Origin of the sequence: Methanohalophilus mahii DSM 5219 (genome assembly GCF_000025865.1) — an archaeon.
Classification (GTDB): domain Archaea; phylum Halobacteriota; class Methanosarcinia; order Methanosarcinales; family Methanosarcinaceae; genus Methanohalophilus; species Methanohalophilus mahii.
On record NC_014002.1, the window covers coordinates 532,811 to 550,434 of the forward strand.

Sequence of the window (17,624 nt, forward strand, 5' to 3'; positions counted from 1 at the left end):
CTATGGATCCAAGACAAAAATGTGTAACATGCTTTGCTCCTGGCCATATCACAGGTTTTTTCACAATCCATGATAACGATGATCCGGCCTTTAAGGGCACTACAGGTTGCGGTATAGTTCTTAACAGAGGGGTCACTGCAAAAGTATGTGTGGGTCCTGATATTACAGGGACAGAGATTTTCCTGAATGGTTCAAAGAAGCAAGCATCTGTAACTTCCCATCTGGTTGCCTCCCTCTCCTGTGAACCCGTAAGGATAGAATCCCATGCTGATATCCCTGTTGGCTGTGGTTTTGGTGCTTCCGGTGCAGGTGCACTGGCAATTTCCTATTGCTTAAATGATCTTTTCTCATTGGGCCTGACACAAAATGAAATCGTGGAAGCCGCCCATATTGCCGAAGTTGTAGGGGGAGGCGGGCTGGGCGATGTGGAAGCTCAGGCATACGGTGGACCTGTCATCAGGAAAAGACCTGCTCCGATTACAAAAGGAGGCCTGCTGGATCGCATCGTTTCTCCCTCTTTTAGTGTACACTGTGTGGTTCTGGGAAAGTTGTCTACAAAAACGACCCTTGCCGATTCCTCTGTGACTGGAAAGATCAATATTGCAGGCAAAACCGCAATGAAAAACTTGCTACAGAGTCCGACCATTGAAGAATTTATGCGCCAATCCCGCAGTTTTAGTTTTGAACTGGGCCTTTTGAGCAAGGGTGCAGAAGATATTATAGAGGCTGTGGAAAATGTCGGTGGCTTTGCTTCACAGGCTATGCTTGGAGATGCGGTTTTTGCGGTTGCTGGCCCGGAGTGTACAGATACTGCCATCTGGGAAGTGATGAGTGAATTCGGAACAGTATTTAGCAGCACGGTTGCAGGTACTGATTAATATCTCTGCAAATCCCATCCTTCTCTTTCATATTGACATAAGAATTATTGCAAAAAGGGCGGATGCTACTCCTAACCACTGTCTGGGGGCAAGTTTTTCTTTTAGTATGAAATATGCAAGCAGTACCGTGGCACCGGGGCTTAATGAGGATAGAATTGTGGTAATATCCAGCCTGCCCGCTTCTGAAGCCAGTGCAAAGAACGTACCTCCTCCGGTATTGAAAAGTCCTGCAAGAACAATTACGGGCAGTACGTCAATGGAAGGGGGTTTCACTTTCACTGATCCTGTCAGTATGACAAAAACTAAAAACATTAATAGGGCTGTTCCTCTGGCAAAGGCCAGTGGCCAGAATATGGCAGTTTCACTGAAATTATCTATGGATATAAAAAAGAGTCCAAACCCCATTCCCGCAATCAGAGGATACTTCAGGTCATTTATTTTGACTTTTGGCCCGTTATCCATACTGACAATAAACCACACTGCGATAAAAGCAAAAATGAATCCTGCAATTCGCAGGATTTCCGGAAATCCTTCATAAAATGCAGAGTAAATTACCGGGACGATGGCAGATATCACTGCAGCCACCGGAGCAACTATACCCATTTTTCCTTCAACCAATCCCTGATAAAGGGCTAACAATCCGGATGTTCCAAAAAAACCTGCCAGACATCCCCATACCAATTTACTTAATGGGGGCAGATTCTCTGAGAAAACAAATGCAAGTATGGGGAAAAGTACAACTCCTACGATCTGGGTTACCAGAACAACTGAATATACGTTTGTCCTCCTTGAAGCACAACCACCGGTGAAATCTCCTGCTCCCCAGGAAACGGCAGATGCTAGACCAAAAAAGATTGCCATAAGTTCAACAGGGATCATTTTGGATTCTCCGGGTCATTTTGGAATTCACATTGGCTGATTGTTGTATTTGGTGTTAAATCTGCGCTTAAGTCGATAGATTGAAGTAGTCTTCAGGCCAAATCATTTGATAAAATTACCTGCAGATAATCACGTCTGAATTTCATACTTGGATCTCCTTAGAGAATTGGGTTTTAATAATTTGTATCCAGAGGCATTTCATGACAGGCATCACACTAAAACAAAGATTTTTGGATTCCCTTGCAGGAAAGGATGTTGACAAGGTACCGGTATGTTCGGTAACCCAGACAGGTACCATTGAACTGATGGAAGCCACTGGCAGCCATTGGCCAGAGGCACATTATGATGCTGAAAAAATGGCTTCACTGGCTATTGGTGGGTATGAGGTGGCCGGCCTGGAAGCTGTACGCTATCCTTTTGACGGTACGGCTATAGCCCAGACTCTGGGATGCACTATAAAGGAAGGAACTTTTGATTCGCAGCCATCTGTTCTTGATAATCCCTGTAGCAATAAGGAGGATGTAGGCAAGTTCAATCTGCCTGATAATTTCCTGGAAAGCCAACGCATATCCACCATACTGGATGCCACGGAAATTGTCCGGGAAAGGGTTGGGGAAGACATTCCTGTTGTTGCAGGCATGCTTGGCCCTGCAGCGATTGCGATCTCCCTTGTGGGTGCAAAGAATTACCTTATGTGGTCCCTTACAGAGCCGGAAACTATACGTGAACTGCTTGGTATGGGTGTAGAAATATGTGTGGAATATTCCAATGCTCTTTTCGAAAGGGGTGCGGATGCAATTTGTATGCCTGATTCCGAAGCCGGACCTGACCTGTTACCTCCCGAAATCTTTGAATCCCTGGTACTTCCGGAATATGATAAAATCTGTTCCAGTACTGACGGGCCAATGATATTGCACATGTGCGGAGATGCTACTGCAATCCTTGAACCGATGGCCTGTTCAGGATTTGAGGGCTTGAGTATTGAAGAAAAAGTTGATGCCAAATATGCCAAAAGGATAATTGGGGACAGGGCTTGTTTAATAGGCAACGTCTCACCTGTGGACATCCTTCTTTCAACTCCTGCGGAAGAAGTGAAGAGGCAGGCTAAGATGTGTGTTGAAGATGGTGTGGACATTCTTGCACCGGGCTGTGGACTTGCGCCATATACTTCGCTTGAGAACCTGAAAGCCTTCGTGGAAGCAAGGGACGAATACTATAAAGGTTTAAATCCCGAGTTATAAGCAGGTACAAATACCTGTTTTTCTTTTGAAGCAACGATTTATTGATCTATTTATGTTTGTTCTGATTATTGAGGTGTAAAATAATTGACTGGCATTCCCCGAACACATCCCCGGTATCATTCCCTGATTGCAAGGGAAAATATCGTTGAAGGTGTGAATAAAGGTATTACGAGTATGCAGGGTCTTGTGGCTCAGGGCAGAGGTGAATGTTTTGACTATCTGCTTGGTGAAAGGACTCTTCCTTCGGCTTTACTTGCCGAAAAGATAGCTTCTGCATTGCTTCTTCTGGCAGATAGGCCTGTAATTTCGGTAAATGGAAATACATCGGCCCTTGTTCCTGAAAAAATGGTTGAGCTTGCATCTGTCACAGGGGCATCCCTTGAAGTCAATCTTTTCCACCGTACTGAAGAGAGAGTTTCTCGTATAATCTCTCATCTGAAATCCTTTGGTGCGACCTGTGTGCTTGGGGCACGAGGGAATGGTAGGCTTGACCTTGAACATGCCCGGGCGATTGTGGATCAGGAAGGAATATACAGTGCGGATGTTGTTCTTGTTCCCCTGGAAGACGGGGATAGATGCCAGAAGTTGGTGGAGATGGGTAAAACTGTTATTGCAATTGATTTGAATCCATTCTCTCGCACATCAAAAACAGCCACTCTTACGGTTGTGGACAATGTGAGTCGTGCGATGGCAAATCTAATCCACTATTCCCGGGAATTTGAAAACTGTAACCATGAAGAGCTTGGGGAAATAGCAGGGGATTTTGATAACGCTACCTTTCTCAGCGACGCTGTTGAGGAACTAATGGAGAATCTTAAGAACCAGTGAAGGTGATTGTTCTGGATATTATTGAAATCACAAGAGATTACGTGTCAGATGTGCTCTCCTATGAACCCAGTAGTCATGATATGGGTCACGTGGAGCGGGTGGAATCCCTTTGCGTGCATATAGGGGAAAAGGAAGGAGGAAATCCTGATGTATTGAGGCTTGCCGGCCTTTTGCATGACGTCGGGGTTGTCCGGGAATATGAGGAAGGTGGTGATCATGCATTGTATGGTGCTGAAATCGCAGGTTCTTTTCTGGCTGACAAAGAAGTTGACGAAAAAACCATCAAACATGTTGTGTCCTGCATACGTACTCACAGGTTCAGTCGGGGTATGGTTCCCGAATCACTCGAAGGGCAAATTTTACAGGATGCGGATAGGATTGATGCCCTGGGGGCGGTGGGAATTTTCAGGTCACTGCTTTCAATGGGAGCTTTGAGAGGATTAAAACATGCTTCAGGTATGGTGAAAGAAAGTTCCATGAATGCCTATGCACAAAATCCATTTGAAGGTTTTGAAGAATATATGGAAAGGAAGCCTTTTAAGATAATGGCTAGTCTGAATACCTGCACTTCCAGGGATATTGCAACAGAGAGGCTGAAAATTATGGAATATTTCCTTGAACAGCTCAGAAAGGAAGTTTATTGATATTGGAGGGGTTTTATGGCTGATATTTTGATAAAGAACGGTTACATCCTTACTATGGATCCTGATACAGGAGATCTCAAAAAAGGGGAAGTTGCCATTGAAAATGGCAGAATCATCTATGTGGGTCTTTCTTATAATGGCAAGGCAGACAAAATAATAGATGCAAGTGGTTCGGTGGTCATGCCTGGACTGGTAAATACCCATAATCATGCAGGTATGACACTCTTAAGGGGTTATGCCGATGATCTGCCACTTGCAGAATGGCTTGAAGATTATATCTGGCCCGTGGAAGAAAAATTGGGTCCGGAAGAAATCTATGCAGGGGTTAGGCTGGCATGCCTGGAGATGATAAAATCCGGAACAACCACCTTTGCTGACATGTATATTCATGAGCAGGCAGCTGCCCGTGCAGTTGAGGATTGTGGTATGCGTGCAGCTCTTTCCTATGGTATGATTGATTTTGGAGATCCTCAAAGGGCAGAATCTTCCCTTTTAAAAGGCAGGAATTTTGTAAAGGATTTCAATGGTGCAGCCAATGGTCGCATATCTGCTATGTATGGTCCTCATGCTCCTCATACTTGCTCTCAGCAATTCCTGCAGGATGTGCGTAAGCAGGCTCGCAAGGATGATGTAAAAGTTCACATCCATGTGCTTGAAACCGAAGCTGAACTGAACCAGATGAAAGAGAAGTATGGCAAGTGTTCGGTTAACATGCTTCATGACATTGGTTTTTTTGACAGTGATGTACTTGCTGCTCATTGTATATGGCTTTCAGAGGGGGATATGAATATTTTGGCTGAAACCGGGGTTCATGTGAGCCATGATCCTGTGAGTAATATGAAAACGGCAGCAGGTATAGCACCGGTGCCACAACTGCTTGAAAAAGGTGTGAATGTGTCCCTGAGTACGGATGGCTGTGCTTCAAACAATAATCTTGATATGTTCGGGGTAATGAAAACGGCTGCATTGCTCCATAAGGTAAACAGTATGGACCTAACTGTCATTGATGCCCGGAAAGTGCTTGAGATGGCCACTGTATACGGTGCAAAGGCACTTGGTATTGAGGCCGGTATGATCAAAGAGGGCTACTATGGTGACTTAATTGTTGTGGATATGAAACGTCCGCATCTCACTCCATTGTATGATGTTGATTCACATCTGGTCTATTCGGCTCGTGGTAGTGATGTAACAACAGTTTTGGTGGATGGGAAAGTGCTCATGGAAAACGGCAAGGTTCTATGTATGGATGAATATGAAATAATGATGGAAGCTTCTAAAGCTGCAAAAAAAACCGACAGTCAGCATCTGATTGATGTTCTGGGTTTGAATGATCCTTCAGTTGATCAATAATTTTTCCATGATCTATTTTAATGAAGATTGCCTGAAACTACAATCGGGCAATTCTATTTCTTTACACTCGCAGTATTTGGTCAGAAGATCATAAAAATAGGTTTTATTTATTATTTTTAAAATAAAATATATATTTGCTTTCTTGTATACTGTAAAAATAATTTAAAAACCTTCAATTTGAAAACACATATATAGTATGGCGTAGTATGTGATGTCAATCAGTTACGATTACATTATAGTGGAATGATTTTGTTCATGGTAAACAATGATTTTCATTGATGCCAGAACTTCCCACTATGTTATGCTATAGGGATGTTAAGTGTGGATTTTTCCATTCTTGGCGTTTGATTGCGAATTCAAATAAAATGTATGTCCGTTCATCCGGGCCTCTAAACGTATCCGTTCAATCGGACCTTAAACGTATCCGTTCATCCGGACCTTTAGTGTATCCGTTCAATCGGACCTTGAAGATAAAACAGGAGTGTGAAAATGAGCAAACTCAAATATGACCATGTATTTACTTCAGAATCGGTCGGTGCAGGGCATCCAGATAAGATCTGTGATCAGGTATCTGATGCAGTTCTGGATGCATGCCTGGAATTTGATCCTAACAGTCGTGTGGCATGTGAAACACTTGTAGCCCATGACCTTGTGGTAAATGCAGGTGAAATTACCTGTAAGGGTATGGAAAAGATTGATACAGAGAAAATAGCACGTGAAGTTGTTCGTGATATAGGATATGATCATAAGGACCTTCTTTTCTGGGACAAATCCTTTGAATACATATCAAAGATCCATGAACAATCTCCTGATATATCAATGGGAGTTACAGAGGGTACGGGGCTATATGAAGAGCAGGGTGCAGGGGACCAGGGTATGATGTTTGGTTATGCTACCAATGAAACAGATGAATACATGCCTGCTCCAATTGCGTATAGTCACAGGCTCCTCAGGTATCTGGACTCTATCCGTCAGGAAGGTAGGGTATCCTACTTAAGGCCGGATGCCAAATCACAGGTTTCAGTGAAATATGTAAATGGAAAACCTGACCACATAACAGCTGTAGTGGTTTCACAGCAAACTGATGACATCCCACTTGAAACAGTTCGTAATGAAATGGTAGGATTTATCAATGAAGTCCTTGAGCCAACCGGTATGTTGAGGTCAGATACCGAGTATTACATAAACCCAACCGGCGCATTCGTCCTGGGAGGTCCCTATGCGGATGCAGGAGTTACCGGACGTAAGATCATCGTGGATACCTATGGAGGAGTAGGCAGCCATGGAGGGGGAGCTTTCTCGGGTAAGGATCCATCCAAGGTTGATCGTTCAGCAGCATACTATGCAAGATATGTCGCCAAAAACATAGTTGCAGCAGGTCTTGCCGATAAATGTGAAATCCAGGTGGCCTATGCCATTGGTGTCTCAAAGCCTCTCAGTATCAATGTTGATACCTATGGTACAGGTGTAATAGAAGACCAGGAAATCCAGGATGTACTGGAATCCGGTGAAATATTTGATTTCCGACCGGCAGCCTTGATAGAAGATCTGAATTTGTTGCATCCTAAAGGTTGGTCATACAGGCAGGCATCTTCTTATGGTCATTTTGGCAGGAATATTTTCCCATGGGAACAACTTGACAAGGTTGATAGCCTCAAAGGAAAATTCAATCTCAACGTCGTGAAATGATTTTTGTCTGAATCGCAATAGTCGCTATTTGGATTGGGACTATGGATTTAGAAGTATATTTGGAATATTAGCATTGCTAAGAAGATGGTTAATTACTGGTGAAAACATGGTTACAAACAATGATTATAAAGTTAAGGATATTGGACTTGCTGACTCCGGTCGCAAGCAGTTAAATATAGCTGAACAGGAAATGCCGGGTCTTATGGCCACACGTGAAAAGTACGGGCCTATGAAACCACTCAAAGGAGCACGTATAAGTGGCAGTCTTCACATGACTGTTCAAACTGCAGTTCTTATTGAAACACTGGTTGAACTCGGTGCAGATGTGCGCTGGGCATCATGTAATATTTTCTCGACCCAGGATGAAGCAGCAGCCGCAATAGCAGATACAGGTGTTCCGGTTTTTGCATGGAAGGGTGAAACACTTGATGATTACTGGTGGTGCACCAAACAGGCATTGACCTGGCCAGATGGTAAAGGCCCAAATCTCATTGTGGATGATGGTGGAGATGCCACCCTGATGATGCATCGTGGGTATGCAGCAGAAGATGACCCCTCAATCCTTGATGAACCTACAGACAACAAGGAACTTATAGCCCAGAATGAAGTGCTTAAAAAATCCCTGAAGGAAGACCCTCAATTCTGGCATAAAGCAGTTGCTGATTGGAAGGGTGTGTCCGAGGAAACAACCACCGGTGTGCACAGATTGTATCACTGGGAGAGGAAGGGAGAACTTCTTACACCTGCTATAAATGTCAATGACTCTGTAACCAAGAGTAAATTCGATAATGTCTACGGATGCAGGGAATCCCTTGTAGATGCCATAAAGCGTGGTACTGATGTGATGATTGCAGGTAAGGTTGCAGTGGTTTGTGGCTATGGTGATGTCGGTAAAGGCTCAGCAGCAGCACTGGCTAATCACAAGGCAAGAGTAATTATTACAGAAACCGATCCAATCTGCGCACTGCAGGCATTGATGGAAGGCTATGATGTTATGACTGTTGAGGATGCACTGCCCTATGGGGATATTTATGTGACCACAACAGGAAACTGTGATGTCCTTACGACTGAACATATGTCTAACATGAAAGATCAGGCAATCGTCTGTAATATAGGCCATTTTGATAATGAGATTCAGGTTGATGCACTTAACAAGATGGATAATGTGAAAAAGGTCAACATCAAGCCACAGGTAGATGAATACCAGTTCCCTGATGGGCATTCTATATATGTGCTGGCAGAAGGCAGACTTGTCAATCTGGGTCTTGCAACCGGTCACCCGAGTTTTGTCATGTCAAACAGTTTCACAAACCAGACACTTGCACAGATCGATCTTTGGGAAAGTCCAAAGGAAGTTGGTGTTTATCGATTGTCAAAAGTGCTGGATGAAGAGGTTGCAAGGTTACACCTCGAAAAACTGGGTGCTAAATTGACCAAGATGTCACAGGAACAGGCTGAATACATCGGTTTCCCGGTTGAAGGACCGTACAAACCAGAACACTATCGCTACTAAACAATTAAGTTATGGATGTTCTGGTGAGGGCTCCCGGGGTGGGAGTCCTTATTTAATTTCACTTAATCCATTCTGGATTCATGAAATGCATGAGCCAGACGAATAGCAACAATCGACTGCATTTGTAAATATACTACATTAAATAACAATAGGAGGATCTACATGAACCAATACGAAAAACAGGATTTTGGAGATAATCCAATAGAAGTAAGGGAATCGGACCATTATGAGGAAGAGTATGTATCTGGATTTGTTGATAAATGGGACGAACTCATCGACTGGGAGAGCCGTGCCAAGAGCGAAGGGGATACTATCATAAACATCCTGAAAGAAAGGGGTGTTAAGAAAGTACTCGATGTGGCAACAGGCACCGGTTTTAATTCTGTTCGTTTACTTCAGGCGGGTTTTGATGTCGTAAGTGCAGATGGCAGTGCTGAAATGCTTGTCAAGGCTTTTGATAATGCCCGTGACCATGGATATTTGATGAGGACCGTCCAGGCGGATTGGAGGTGGATGAACAAAGATATCCATGACAAATTCGATGCTGTTATATGCCTGGGTAATTCTTTTACACACCTTTTCGATGAAGGTGACCGCAGAAAAGCCCTGGCTGAATTTTATACTCTGCTGAAACATGATGGGGTATTGCTTCTTGACCAGCGTAACTATGATGCCATACTGGATGATGGCTATTCCAGTAAACATGCCCATTATTATTGTGGCGATACTGTATCAGTCTTTCCGGAACATGTTGATGAGGGGCTTGCACGTTTCAGATATGAATTCTCGGATGGTTCAGTCTACAATCTCAATATGTTCCCATTGAGAAAAGATTACACCAGGAAACTTCTGTATGAAGTTGGTTTCCAGGAAATAACAACCCTTGGGGACTTCAAAGAGACCTACAAAGAGGATGATCCGGATTTCTTCCTCCATGTTGCAGAAAAAAGTTAAAAAATATGGGAAGATGAAATCAACATGTCTGAAAATCAAAAAACTGCAGTAGATAAAGCACAGGAATACTACAATAGCGATGACGCCGACAATTTCTATTTTACCATCTGGGGTGGCGAGGATATCCATGTCGGTCTCTATGATTCAGAAGATGAACCAATATTTGATGCCAGTCGACGTACAGTTGAAAGAATGGCATCAAAAATAAGCAATCTGGATAAGGATAGTAAGGTTTTGGATATTGGGGCCGGTTATGGTGGAGCTGCCAGATATCTGGCCAGAAAATATGGGTGTCAGGTAGTTGCTCTGAATTTGAGTGAAGTAGAAAATGAACGTGATCGGGTTATGAATAAAGAACAGGGACTTGACCATCTTGTAACAGTTGAAGATGGCAGTTTTGAAGATTTGCCATATCCCGATTACTCTTTTGATGTGGTGTGGTCCCAGGATGCTATTCTCCATAGTGGTAATCGTGAACAGGTACTCAAAGAAGTCGCACGTGTCTTAAAAAGTGGTGGAGACTTCGTTTTTACCGATCCGATGCAGACCGACGATTGTCCGGAAGGAGTTTTGCAGCCAATTCTTGACCGTATACATTTGGAGTCCCTCGGTTCTCCCGGTTTCTACAGGGAATCTGCCAAAAAATATGGTCTAAATGAAATTGAATTTGAGGAACATGCCTCACAGCTGCCGATTCATTACGGAAGAGTGTTGAAAGAAACTGAGAATCAGGAAGACAACCTCTCCGGGGTAGTCAGTCAGGACTACATCAATAATATGAAACAGGGTCTCAAACACTGGATAGACGGTGGTAATGGCGGATATCTCACCTGGGGTATATTCCACTTACGTAAAAAATAATTGGAATAATTACCTTTTTTATTTATTTTATATAGATGGTCTGTAATTCAAACTAGAATCATATTTTAGGAGTATATATAATGGATAAAGCTTTAATTTGTGGATCGTTTGCTTTTGATAATATCATGGTATTTAATGACCAGTTCAAGAATCATATTTTGCCGGATAAAGTGCATATATTAAATGTGTCATTCCTCGTTCCTGAATTGCGTCGTGAATTTGGTGGTTGTGCGGGAAATATAGCCTATAATCTCAAGTTACTTGGTGGCGATCCCCTCCCAATGGGGACGGTTGGTACAGATTTTGAGCATTATGCAAAATGGATGGATGAAAAGGGTATCAATCGGGAATATGTGAATGTGGTAAATGATACATTTACAGCACAAGCTTTCATTACAACAGATATGGATGACAACCAGATAACTGCCTTCCATCCCGGGGCAATGGATTATTCCCATAATTATTCAGTACTTGATGTAAATGATCCTGTAGTGGGCATTGTAGCACCGGATGGAAGGGAAGGGATGCTTCAACACGCCTCTGAATTTGCCGAAGCTAAAATCCCATTCATATTCGATCCGGGTCAGGGACTTCCCATGTTCAATGGAGATGAACTGATGGAATTCATTAAACAGGCGACCTGGCTTACAGTTAATGATTATGAGTGGCAACTGATAAAGGAGCGCACCGGTAAGAGTCAGGAAGAAATTGCTACATATCTGGATGCTCTAATAATCACAAAAGGTCCAGAGGGTTCGTTGATATATAGCAACGATGAAATAATTCAAATCCCTGCTGCCAAACCCAATGTATTGAAAGATCCCACTGGTTGTGGGGATGCATATCGTGCAGGTTTGCTTTATGGTTTAATAAATGATATGGACTGGGATACTACAGGAAGGATTGCCTCTCTTATGGGCGCTATAAAAATAGAGTATCAAGGTACCCAGAACCATCATTTTAAGCTAGCAGATTTCAAGAGGCGTTTCAAGGAATCCTTTGGTACGGTCTTTTAAACAAAACAGGGCAAATCTCAGATTGAAGAAGTTCTGGTATATTACACCATAATTTCTTCTTATTTTGTTTATTCGGGGCTATTTGAATCTGTATTGATGGGACTGCTTAGTTATAATTTCATATGCAAATGAATGAGAATTATGGGGATATTTGCATTTTTGGTCTATTTACAGGTGCAGGTTGGAATATTCCAACTTGTCGCGACTTTTATGATTGTATTGATAAGATTTAAGTATTTTACAGATAAAGTATATTCATTCATCAGTTTTTAATTTTCCCAAATGTTGTCGGTGTTTTCCTTTGTGTGGACTTATGGGGGATTAGAAGTTGTAAATAGTTTTTTTATAGAGCCATTATCAAATGAGGTATTAAATGATCGATGAGGATCTTATTGAATCTGGTGAACAAAAAATCGAGTGGGCCAGGAATCACATGCCTGTTCTCTCTATTATCAGGAAAGAATTTGAAGAAGAAAAACCTCTGAAAGGCCACAGGATAGCAATGGCACTTCATGTAGAGGCAAAGACTGCTGTATTGGTAGAAACCCTTGCTGCAGGAGGTGCCGAGGTTGCTATTACCGGCTGTAACCCCTTAAGTACCCAGAATGATGTGGCTGTGGCTCTGGACATGAAGGATAATATCGATTGTTTTGCAAAATATGGTTGTTCCAGCAAGGAATATTACGATTCTATAGACAGAGTACTTGATATTGATCCGGATATAACAATCGATGACGGTGCGGACCTGATTTTCAAGCTTCATACGGAAAGAACCGAACTTCTTGACTCAATTCTGGGGGGATGCGAGGAAACTACCACAGGAATCCACCGCCTCAGGGCAATGGAAGATGAAGGGGCCCTGAAGATGCCGGTAATTGCCGTAAACGATGCTATGACCAAATTCCTTTTTGATAACCGTTATGGTACGGGACAGTCTTCCTGGGATGGGATCATACGGACCACCAACCTGTTAGTGGCGGGTAAGACCGTTATCATTGGCGGCTATGGATGGTGTGGTCGTGGTGCTGCCATGCGGGCTTCAGGTCTGGGTGCAAATGTTATTGTGACAGAAGTGGATCCGATACGTGCTCTTGAAGCAAAAATGGATGGCTTCAGGGTCATGCCTATGCAAAAGGCGGCTCTTTATGGTGACATTTTTGTGATGACTACCGGAAACACCGATGTATTGACCAGGGATCACTTTGAAGTAATGAAAGATGGTGCAATACTTGCCAATTCCGGACATTTCAATGTGGAAATAAATCTGGAGGATCTTGTTGCATTGTCTTCTTCAGTAAGGGATGTCAGGAAAAATATCAAAGAATATAAGGTAGGCGGTAAACATATTCATGTTCTTGCAGATGGCAGATTGGTAAACCTCGCTGCAGGTGATGGTCATCCGGCTGAAGTGATGGATATGAGTTTTGCTAACCAGGCTCAATGTGCGCGTTACATTGCTGAGAATAAACTCGAGGTAGGCGTACATGCGGTTCCTCAAGATCTGGATGTGCGTGTGGCCAGGCTCAAATTGGAATCTCTTGGTGTAGAAATAGATTCGTATTCTCCCAAACAGGCAGAATATATGTGTGGCTGGAAATGCGGAACATAAACAGTTAACTTTGTAAAGTTGGAAAATGATGCTATAAATATCTTGTTTGTAGTAGTGTTCTAATGCTTCCTTTGTTGCCGGAATCACGGTTTACTTTTATGCTTTGGAGGCATTTGATTTTCTGGAAACACGGTCCTACAATAAACCTTATATACAATGCCACTCATGTATTGGCGCTGCCTAAGGGTGGCATGAATGGTGTATGCGTCAAATATTGTGGGCTCGTAGCTTAGTCAGGCAGAGCGTCTGGCTTTTAACCAGACGGTCTAGGGTTCAAATCCCTACGAGCCCGCCACAAAATTATGGGAAAAAATTACCTGCAGATTTTTTAGGAGGATATTATTTGAGTAAGTTCAGCCTGCTTGATCATGAATTCATTCCCCGTCATGAAATTATTGATGAGGATGAAATAAAATCTGTTCTTAAGAAGTATAACATTGGTAGGGAACAGCTACCTAAAATCAAGATAGAAGATCCTGTTATTAAAGAAATCGGTGCTGAAGTGGGAGATATAGTAAAAATTACCCGCAAGAGCCAGACTGCAGGAGAGGCCCTTTATTACCGGTATGTAATTGAATGATATGCATCACTCACATTCGCCGGGTCCTATCCCGTTCATTGATTTTGTTCTTACGCCTACATTCGCATGCGTTACGTTGTTTGCCTGAATATTCTATATTAACTTAAAAGAAGGTGCTAGCATCGCTTTGGATACCAGTTTTCTGTCGGAAGCCTATTTTACAAGGGATAAAATCGTACAACACCATATCGATTCATATAACAAGTTCTTAAGCAGCGGTCTTCAGAAAGTTATCGATGAACAACATCTCATCGAGACTGACATTGAGGATATATACGTCAAGTTAGGCCGCATCAGAGTTGAAAAACCGGTTGTCAAGGAGGCAGATGGTGCAATTGAAAACCTCTACCCCAATGAGGCCAGACTCCGTAACCTTTCCTATTCTGCTCCGCTTTTCCTCGAAATGTCCGTGGTCAAAGGTGGAGAAGAATCCGAACCAAGGGAAGCCAAAATTGGACAACTGCCAGTTATGATCAAATCTGAGATATGTAATCTTGTTGGAATCGATGATGAGGATATGATCGAACACGGCGAGGATCCGCTTGATCCCGGGGGCTACTTTATCGTTAATGGTACCGAAAGGGTAGTTATGACCCTTGAGGATCTTGCACCCAACAAGATACTGGCCGAAATCGGAGAGCGTTACGGGGATCGCATAGAAGTCTCAAAGGTTTTCTCCCAGAGGAGGGGCTACAGGGCACTTGTGGTAGTTGAAAGGGGCAGGAAAGCCCTGCTGGAAGTTTCTTTCCCCTCTATTTCCGGAAGGATAAATTTCATAACTCTTCTCCGGGCTCTTGGTATTGAAACTGATGAGGATGTCGTCAAGACGGTTTCAACAGATCCGGAAATTATGAAGTTCATGTTCGAAAACCTCGAAGAGTCGGAAGTCGATACAGTAGAAGAAGCGGTTGAGAAGATCGGTATGAGGGTGGCCTCCGGTCAGGCAAGCGAGTATCAGGTCAAGAGGGCAAATTATGTTATTGACAGGTATCTGCTTCCTCATCTTGGTAATGAACCAGAGGACAGGGTTGCAAAAGCTCATTTCCTGGGTCGTATGGCCGAATCATGTTTTGAACTGGCTCTTGGGCGTCGTAGTGCTGACGATAAGGATCACTATTCCAACAAGCGCCTGAAACTAACAGGTGACTTGCTGGAAGATCTCTTCAGGGTGGCCTTCAACCGCCTGACACGTGATGTCAAATACCAGCTTGAAAGGGCAAATATGAGGAACAGGGAACTGAATGTTTCCACACTGGTCAGGGCAGATGTCCTTACAGACCGTCTCCAGCACCCACTTGCAACAGGTAATTGGGTTGGAGGAAGAAGTGGTGTATCCCAGTTGCTTGATCGCACTGATTACATTTCTACACTTTCCCACCTGAGACGAGTAATATCTCCTCTCTCCAGGGCACAACCTCACTTTGAAGCCCGTGATTTGCACTCTACTCAGTGGGGCAGATTGTGTCCTTCAGAAACACCAGAAGGTCCCAACTGTGGTTTGGTGAAAAATTTTGCCCAGATGGTGGAACTCTCCACAGGGGCGAATGATTTCGATAAAGTGAAAAACGTTCTTTATGGTCTTGGTGTGGCACCGGCTCAGCTTCATGTGCCTGAAAAGATCCTTAAGTATTCCAATGAACTAGGAACTGATACAGAGGAACATGAAATGCCAGTAGATGATTTGATCAAATCTCCGGGTTATCAGGATATTACTGATGATAGTGATAAGAAACCTCTCGGTAATGGGGGCATTCTTGGTGACTGATGCCAAAGTATTCCTGAATGGTGAATTAATAGGCACACATCCTGATCCTGTCAACCTTGTGGAAGACATTCGTAAGCAGAGAAGGGCAGGTATGCTTTCCAGACAGGTGAATGTGGCTCTTTATGAAGATATTCATGAAGTAATTATCAATTCCGATATAGGAAGGGCAAGAAGGGCGCTTGTAGTGGTGGAAAACGGTTTGCCTCTTGTAACTGAAGATCATATTGATAAGCTCAAAAGCGGAGATTTAACGAGTGAGGATCTTATCAGACAGGGTCGCATTGAATATCTGGATGCTGAGGAAGAAGAAAATTCTTATGTGGCCCTTTATGAGGAGGATATTACTCCCAAGCACACTCATCTGGAAATTGATCCGTCACTTATCCTGGGAATCTGTGCAGGTATGGTTCCGTACCCGGAACACAATGCTTCCCCAAGGATTACAATGGGTGCAGCTATGCTCAAGCAGTGTATCGGTGTATCCACATCCAATCTGAAACTCAGGCCTGATACCCGTGCTCATGTGTTGCATTATCCGCAGAAAGCCCTTACTCGTACCCAGACCTGTGACTCTATTCATTTCGATGAAAGGCCGGCCGGCCAGAACTTTGTCGTGGCGGTCATGTCCTATGAGGGTTATAATATTGAAGATGCACTGGTTTTCAATAAAGGATCAATTGAAAGAGGTCTCGGTAGAAGTCACTTCGTAAGGACTTTTGAGGGAGAAGAAAGACGTTATCCCGGTGGTCAGGAAGATAAGTTCGAGATCCCGGATTCCGAGTACAGGGGTGCACGCAGTGCGGAAGCCTATGCAAACCTTGATGTTGACGGTCTTGTAAACCCTGAAACAACAGTAGGTCCAAATTCGGTACTGATCGGTAAGACCAGTCCGCCCCGTTTCCTTGAAGAACAGACCGACTTTGGTATTACCGTGGAGCAAAGAAGGGAAAGTGCAATTACGATGCGCTCCAACGAAAAAGGTGTAGTTGACACTGTACTGCTAACTGAATCGATCAATGGTACAAGACTTACAAAGGTAAAGGTAAGGGATCAGAGAATTCCTGAAATAGGTGATAAATTTGCTTCAAGACACGGTCAGAAAGGAGTAATCGGACTGATTGTCCCCTATCAGGACATGCCATTCACAGAATCCGGGATGGTCCCGGATCTGGTGCTAAACCCCCACGCAATTCCCTCACGTATGACTGTTGGGCATGTTCTGGAAATGATTGGCGGCAAGGTGGGTTCCATAGAAGGACGACGCATTAAAGCAACTGCCTTTTCAGGTGAAAACGAAGACGATCTGCGTGCAGGCCTGCAGAACCACGGTTTTTCACATACGGGTAAAGAGGTATTTTACGACGGTGTGACCGGAAAGAAAGTTCAGGCTGATATTTTTGTAGGTGTTATCCTTTATCAGAAACTGCATCACATGGTAGCATCCAAGATGCATGCCCGTTCCCGTGGTCCGGTGCAGGTTTTGACCCGGCAGCCAACCGAAGGACGTGCCCGTGAAGGTGGTTTGAGGTTCGGTGAAATGGAAAGGGATGTAATGATTGGACATGGGGCTGCAATGACTCTTAAGGAAAGATTGCTCGATGAGTCTGATAAAGTTGAAGAACTGGTCTGTGGCAACTGTGGTATGATAGCGACCTTTGACCGCAGACGCAATGTCAGGTACTGTTCGAATTGTGGATCTGAAACCGACATCCACCGTGTCGAAATGAGTTATGCATTCAAGCTTTTGCTGGATGAAATTAAGTCTCTAGGAGTAGCTCCGAGGCTTAGACTTGACGATGCTGTATGATGGTGATATC

Annotated in this window: 15 protein-coding genes and 1 tRNA gene; 15 read left to right on the plus strand and 1 reads right to left on the minus strand. The window is 43.6% G+C overall.

Features of this window, described 5'->3' with window-relative positions; all coding sequences use genetic code 11:
* The first annotated feature begins 2 nt into the window (after positions 1-2).
* The gene (locus tag MMAH_RS02570; protein WP_013036986.1) at positions 3-878 is read left to right on the plus strand and encodes a pantoate kinase; all 876 of its coding nucleotides are present in this window, start codon (positions 3-5) and stop codon (positions 876-878) included.
* A 27-nt stretch (positions 879-905) separates the two neighbouring features.
* On the opposite strand, the gene MMAH_RS02575 is transcribed toward MMAH_RS02570, so the two are convergent.
* A complete protein-coding gene (locus MMAH_RS02575; protein WP_013036987.1) occupies positions 906-1,757 on the minus strand; it encodes a DMT family transporter in 852 nt (283 codons plus the stop codon).
* A gap of 200 nt (positions 1,758-1,957) precedes the next feature.
* Between MMAH_RS02575 and mtaA the strand changes: the two genes are divergently transcribed.
* The 14 genes from mtaA (at position 1,958) to rpoB (ending at position 17,614) form a co-directional block, all read left to right on the plus strand.
* Positions 1,958-2,998: a methylcobamide:CoM methyltransferase MtaA gene (mtaA, locus tag MMAH_RS02580; protein WP_013036988.1), complete on the plus strand. Its 1,041-nt coding sequence runs from the start codon at positions 1,958-1,960 to the stop codon at positions 2,996-2,998.
* An 84-nt stretch (positions 2,999-3,082) separates the two neighbouring features.
* Positions 3,083-3,826: a 4-phosphopantoate--beta-alanine ligase gene (locus MMAH_RS02585; protein WP_013036989.1), complete on the plus strand. Its 744-nt coding sequence runs from the start codon at positions 3,083-3,085 to the stop codon at positions 3,824-3,826.
* Positions 3,823-4,470 (plus strand): HD domain-containing protein, encoded by a 648-nt coding sequence (locus MMAH_RS02590; RefSeq protein WP_013036990.1) that lies wholly within the window; start codon positions 3,823-3,825, stop codon positions 4,468-4,470. The genes MMAH_RS02585 and MMAH_RS02590 overlap by 4 nt, the downstream gene beginning before the upstream one ends.
* A gap of 15 nt (positions 4,471-4,485) precedes the next feature.
* Positions 4,486-5,820, plus strand: a complete 1,335-nt coding sequence (locus MMAH_RS02595) for an amidohydrolase family protein (RefSeq protein ID WP_013036991.1) — start codon at positions 4,486-4,488, stop codon at positions 5,818-5,820.
* Between the two features lie 489 nt (positions 5,821-6,309).
* Entirely contained in the window at positions 6,310-7,509 is a 1,200-nt protein-coding gene (gene metK, locus MMAH_RS02600) for a methionine adenosyltransferase (protein WP_013036992.1), read from the plus strand.
* Positions 7,510-7,615: 106 nt separating this feature from the next.
* Complete coding sequence (gene ahcY, locus MMAH_RS02605; RefSeq protein ID WP_013036993.1) at positions 7,616-9,022, plus strand: adenosylhomocysteinase; 1,407 nt, start codon at positions 7,616-7,618, stop codon at positions 9,020-9,022.
* A 162-nt stretch (positions 9,023-9,184) separates the two neighbouring features.
* Positions 9,185-9,976: a glycine/sarcosine N-methyltransferase gene (locus MMAH_RS02610; protein ID WP_013036994.1), complete on the plus strand. Its 792-nt coding sequence runs from the start codon at positions 9,185-9,187 to the stop codon at positions 9,974-9,976.
* A 24-nt stretch (positions 9,977-10,000) separates the two neighbouring features.
* Positions 10,001-10,837: an SAM-dependent methyltransferase gene (locus MMAH_RS02615; protein ID WP_013036995.1), complete on the plus strand. Its 837-nt coding sequence runs from the start codon at positions 10,001-10,003 to the stop codon at positions 10,835-10,837.
* Positions 10,838-10,917: 80 nt separating this feature from the next.
* Positions 10,918-11,853: a carbohydrate kinase family protein gene (locus tag MMAH_RS02620; RefSeq protein WP_013036996.1), complete on the plus strand. Its 936-nt coding sequence runs from the start codon at positions 10,918-10,920 to the stop codon at positions 11,851-11,853.
* A 373-nt stretch (positions 11,854-12,226) separates the two neighbouring features.
* Positions 12,227-13,462: an adenosylhomocysteinase gene (locus tag MMAH_RS02625; RefSeq protein ID WP_013036997.1), complete on the plus strand. Its 1,236-nt coding sequence runs from the start codon at positions 12,227-12,229 to the stop codon at positions 13,460-13,462.
* Between the two features lie 218 nt (positions 13,463-13,680).
* A tRNA-Lys gene (locus MMAH_RS02630) sits at positions 13,681-13,757 on the plus strand.
* A gap of 48 nt (positions 13,758-13,805) precedes the next feature.
* Positions 13,806-14,042, plus strand: a complete 237-nt coding sequence (locus tag MMAH_RS02635) for a DNA-directed RNA polymerase subunit H (protein WP_013036998.1) — start codon at positions 13,806-13,808, stop codon at positions 14,040-14,042.
* Between the two features lie 127 nt (positions 14,043-14,169).
* The gene (locus MMAH_RS02640; RefSeq protein ID WP_013036999.1) at positions 14,170-15,807 is read left to right on the plus strand and encodes a DNA-directed RNA polymerase subunit B''; all 1,638 of its coding nucleotides are present in this window, start codon (positions 14,170-14,172) and stop codon (positions 15,805-15,807) included.
* Entirely contained in the window at positions 15,800-17,614 is a 1,815-nt protein-coding gene (rpoB, locus tag MMAH_RS02645) for a DNA-directed RNA polymerase subunit B (RefSeq protein ID WP_013037000.1), read from the plus strand. Before MMAH_RS02640 ends, rpoB begins: the two co-directional genes overlap by 8 nt.
* Positions 17,615-17,624: the final 10 nt, after the last annotated feature.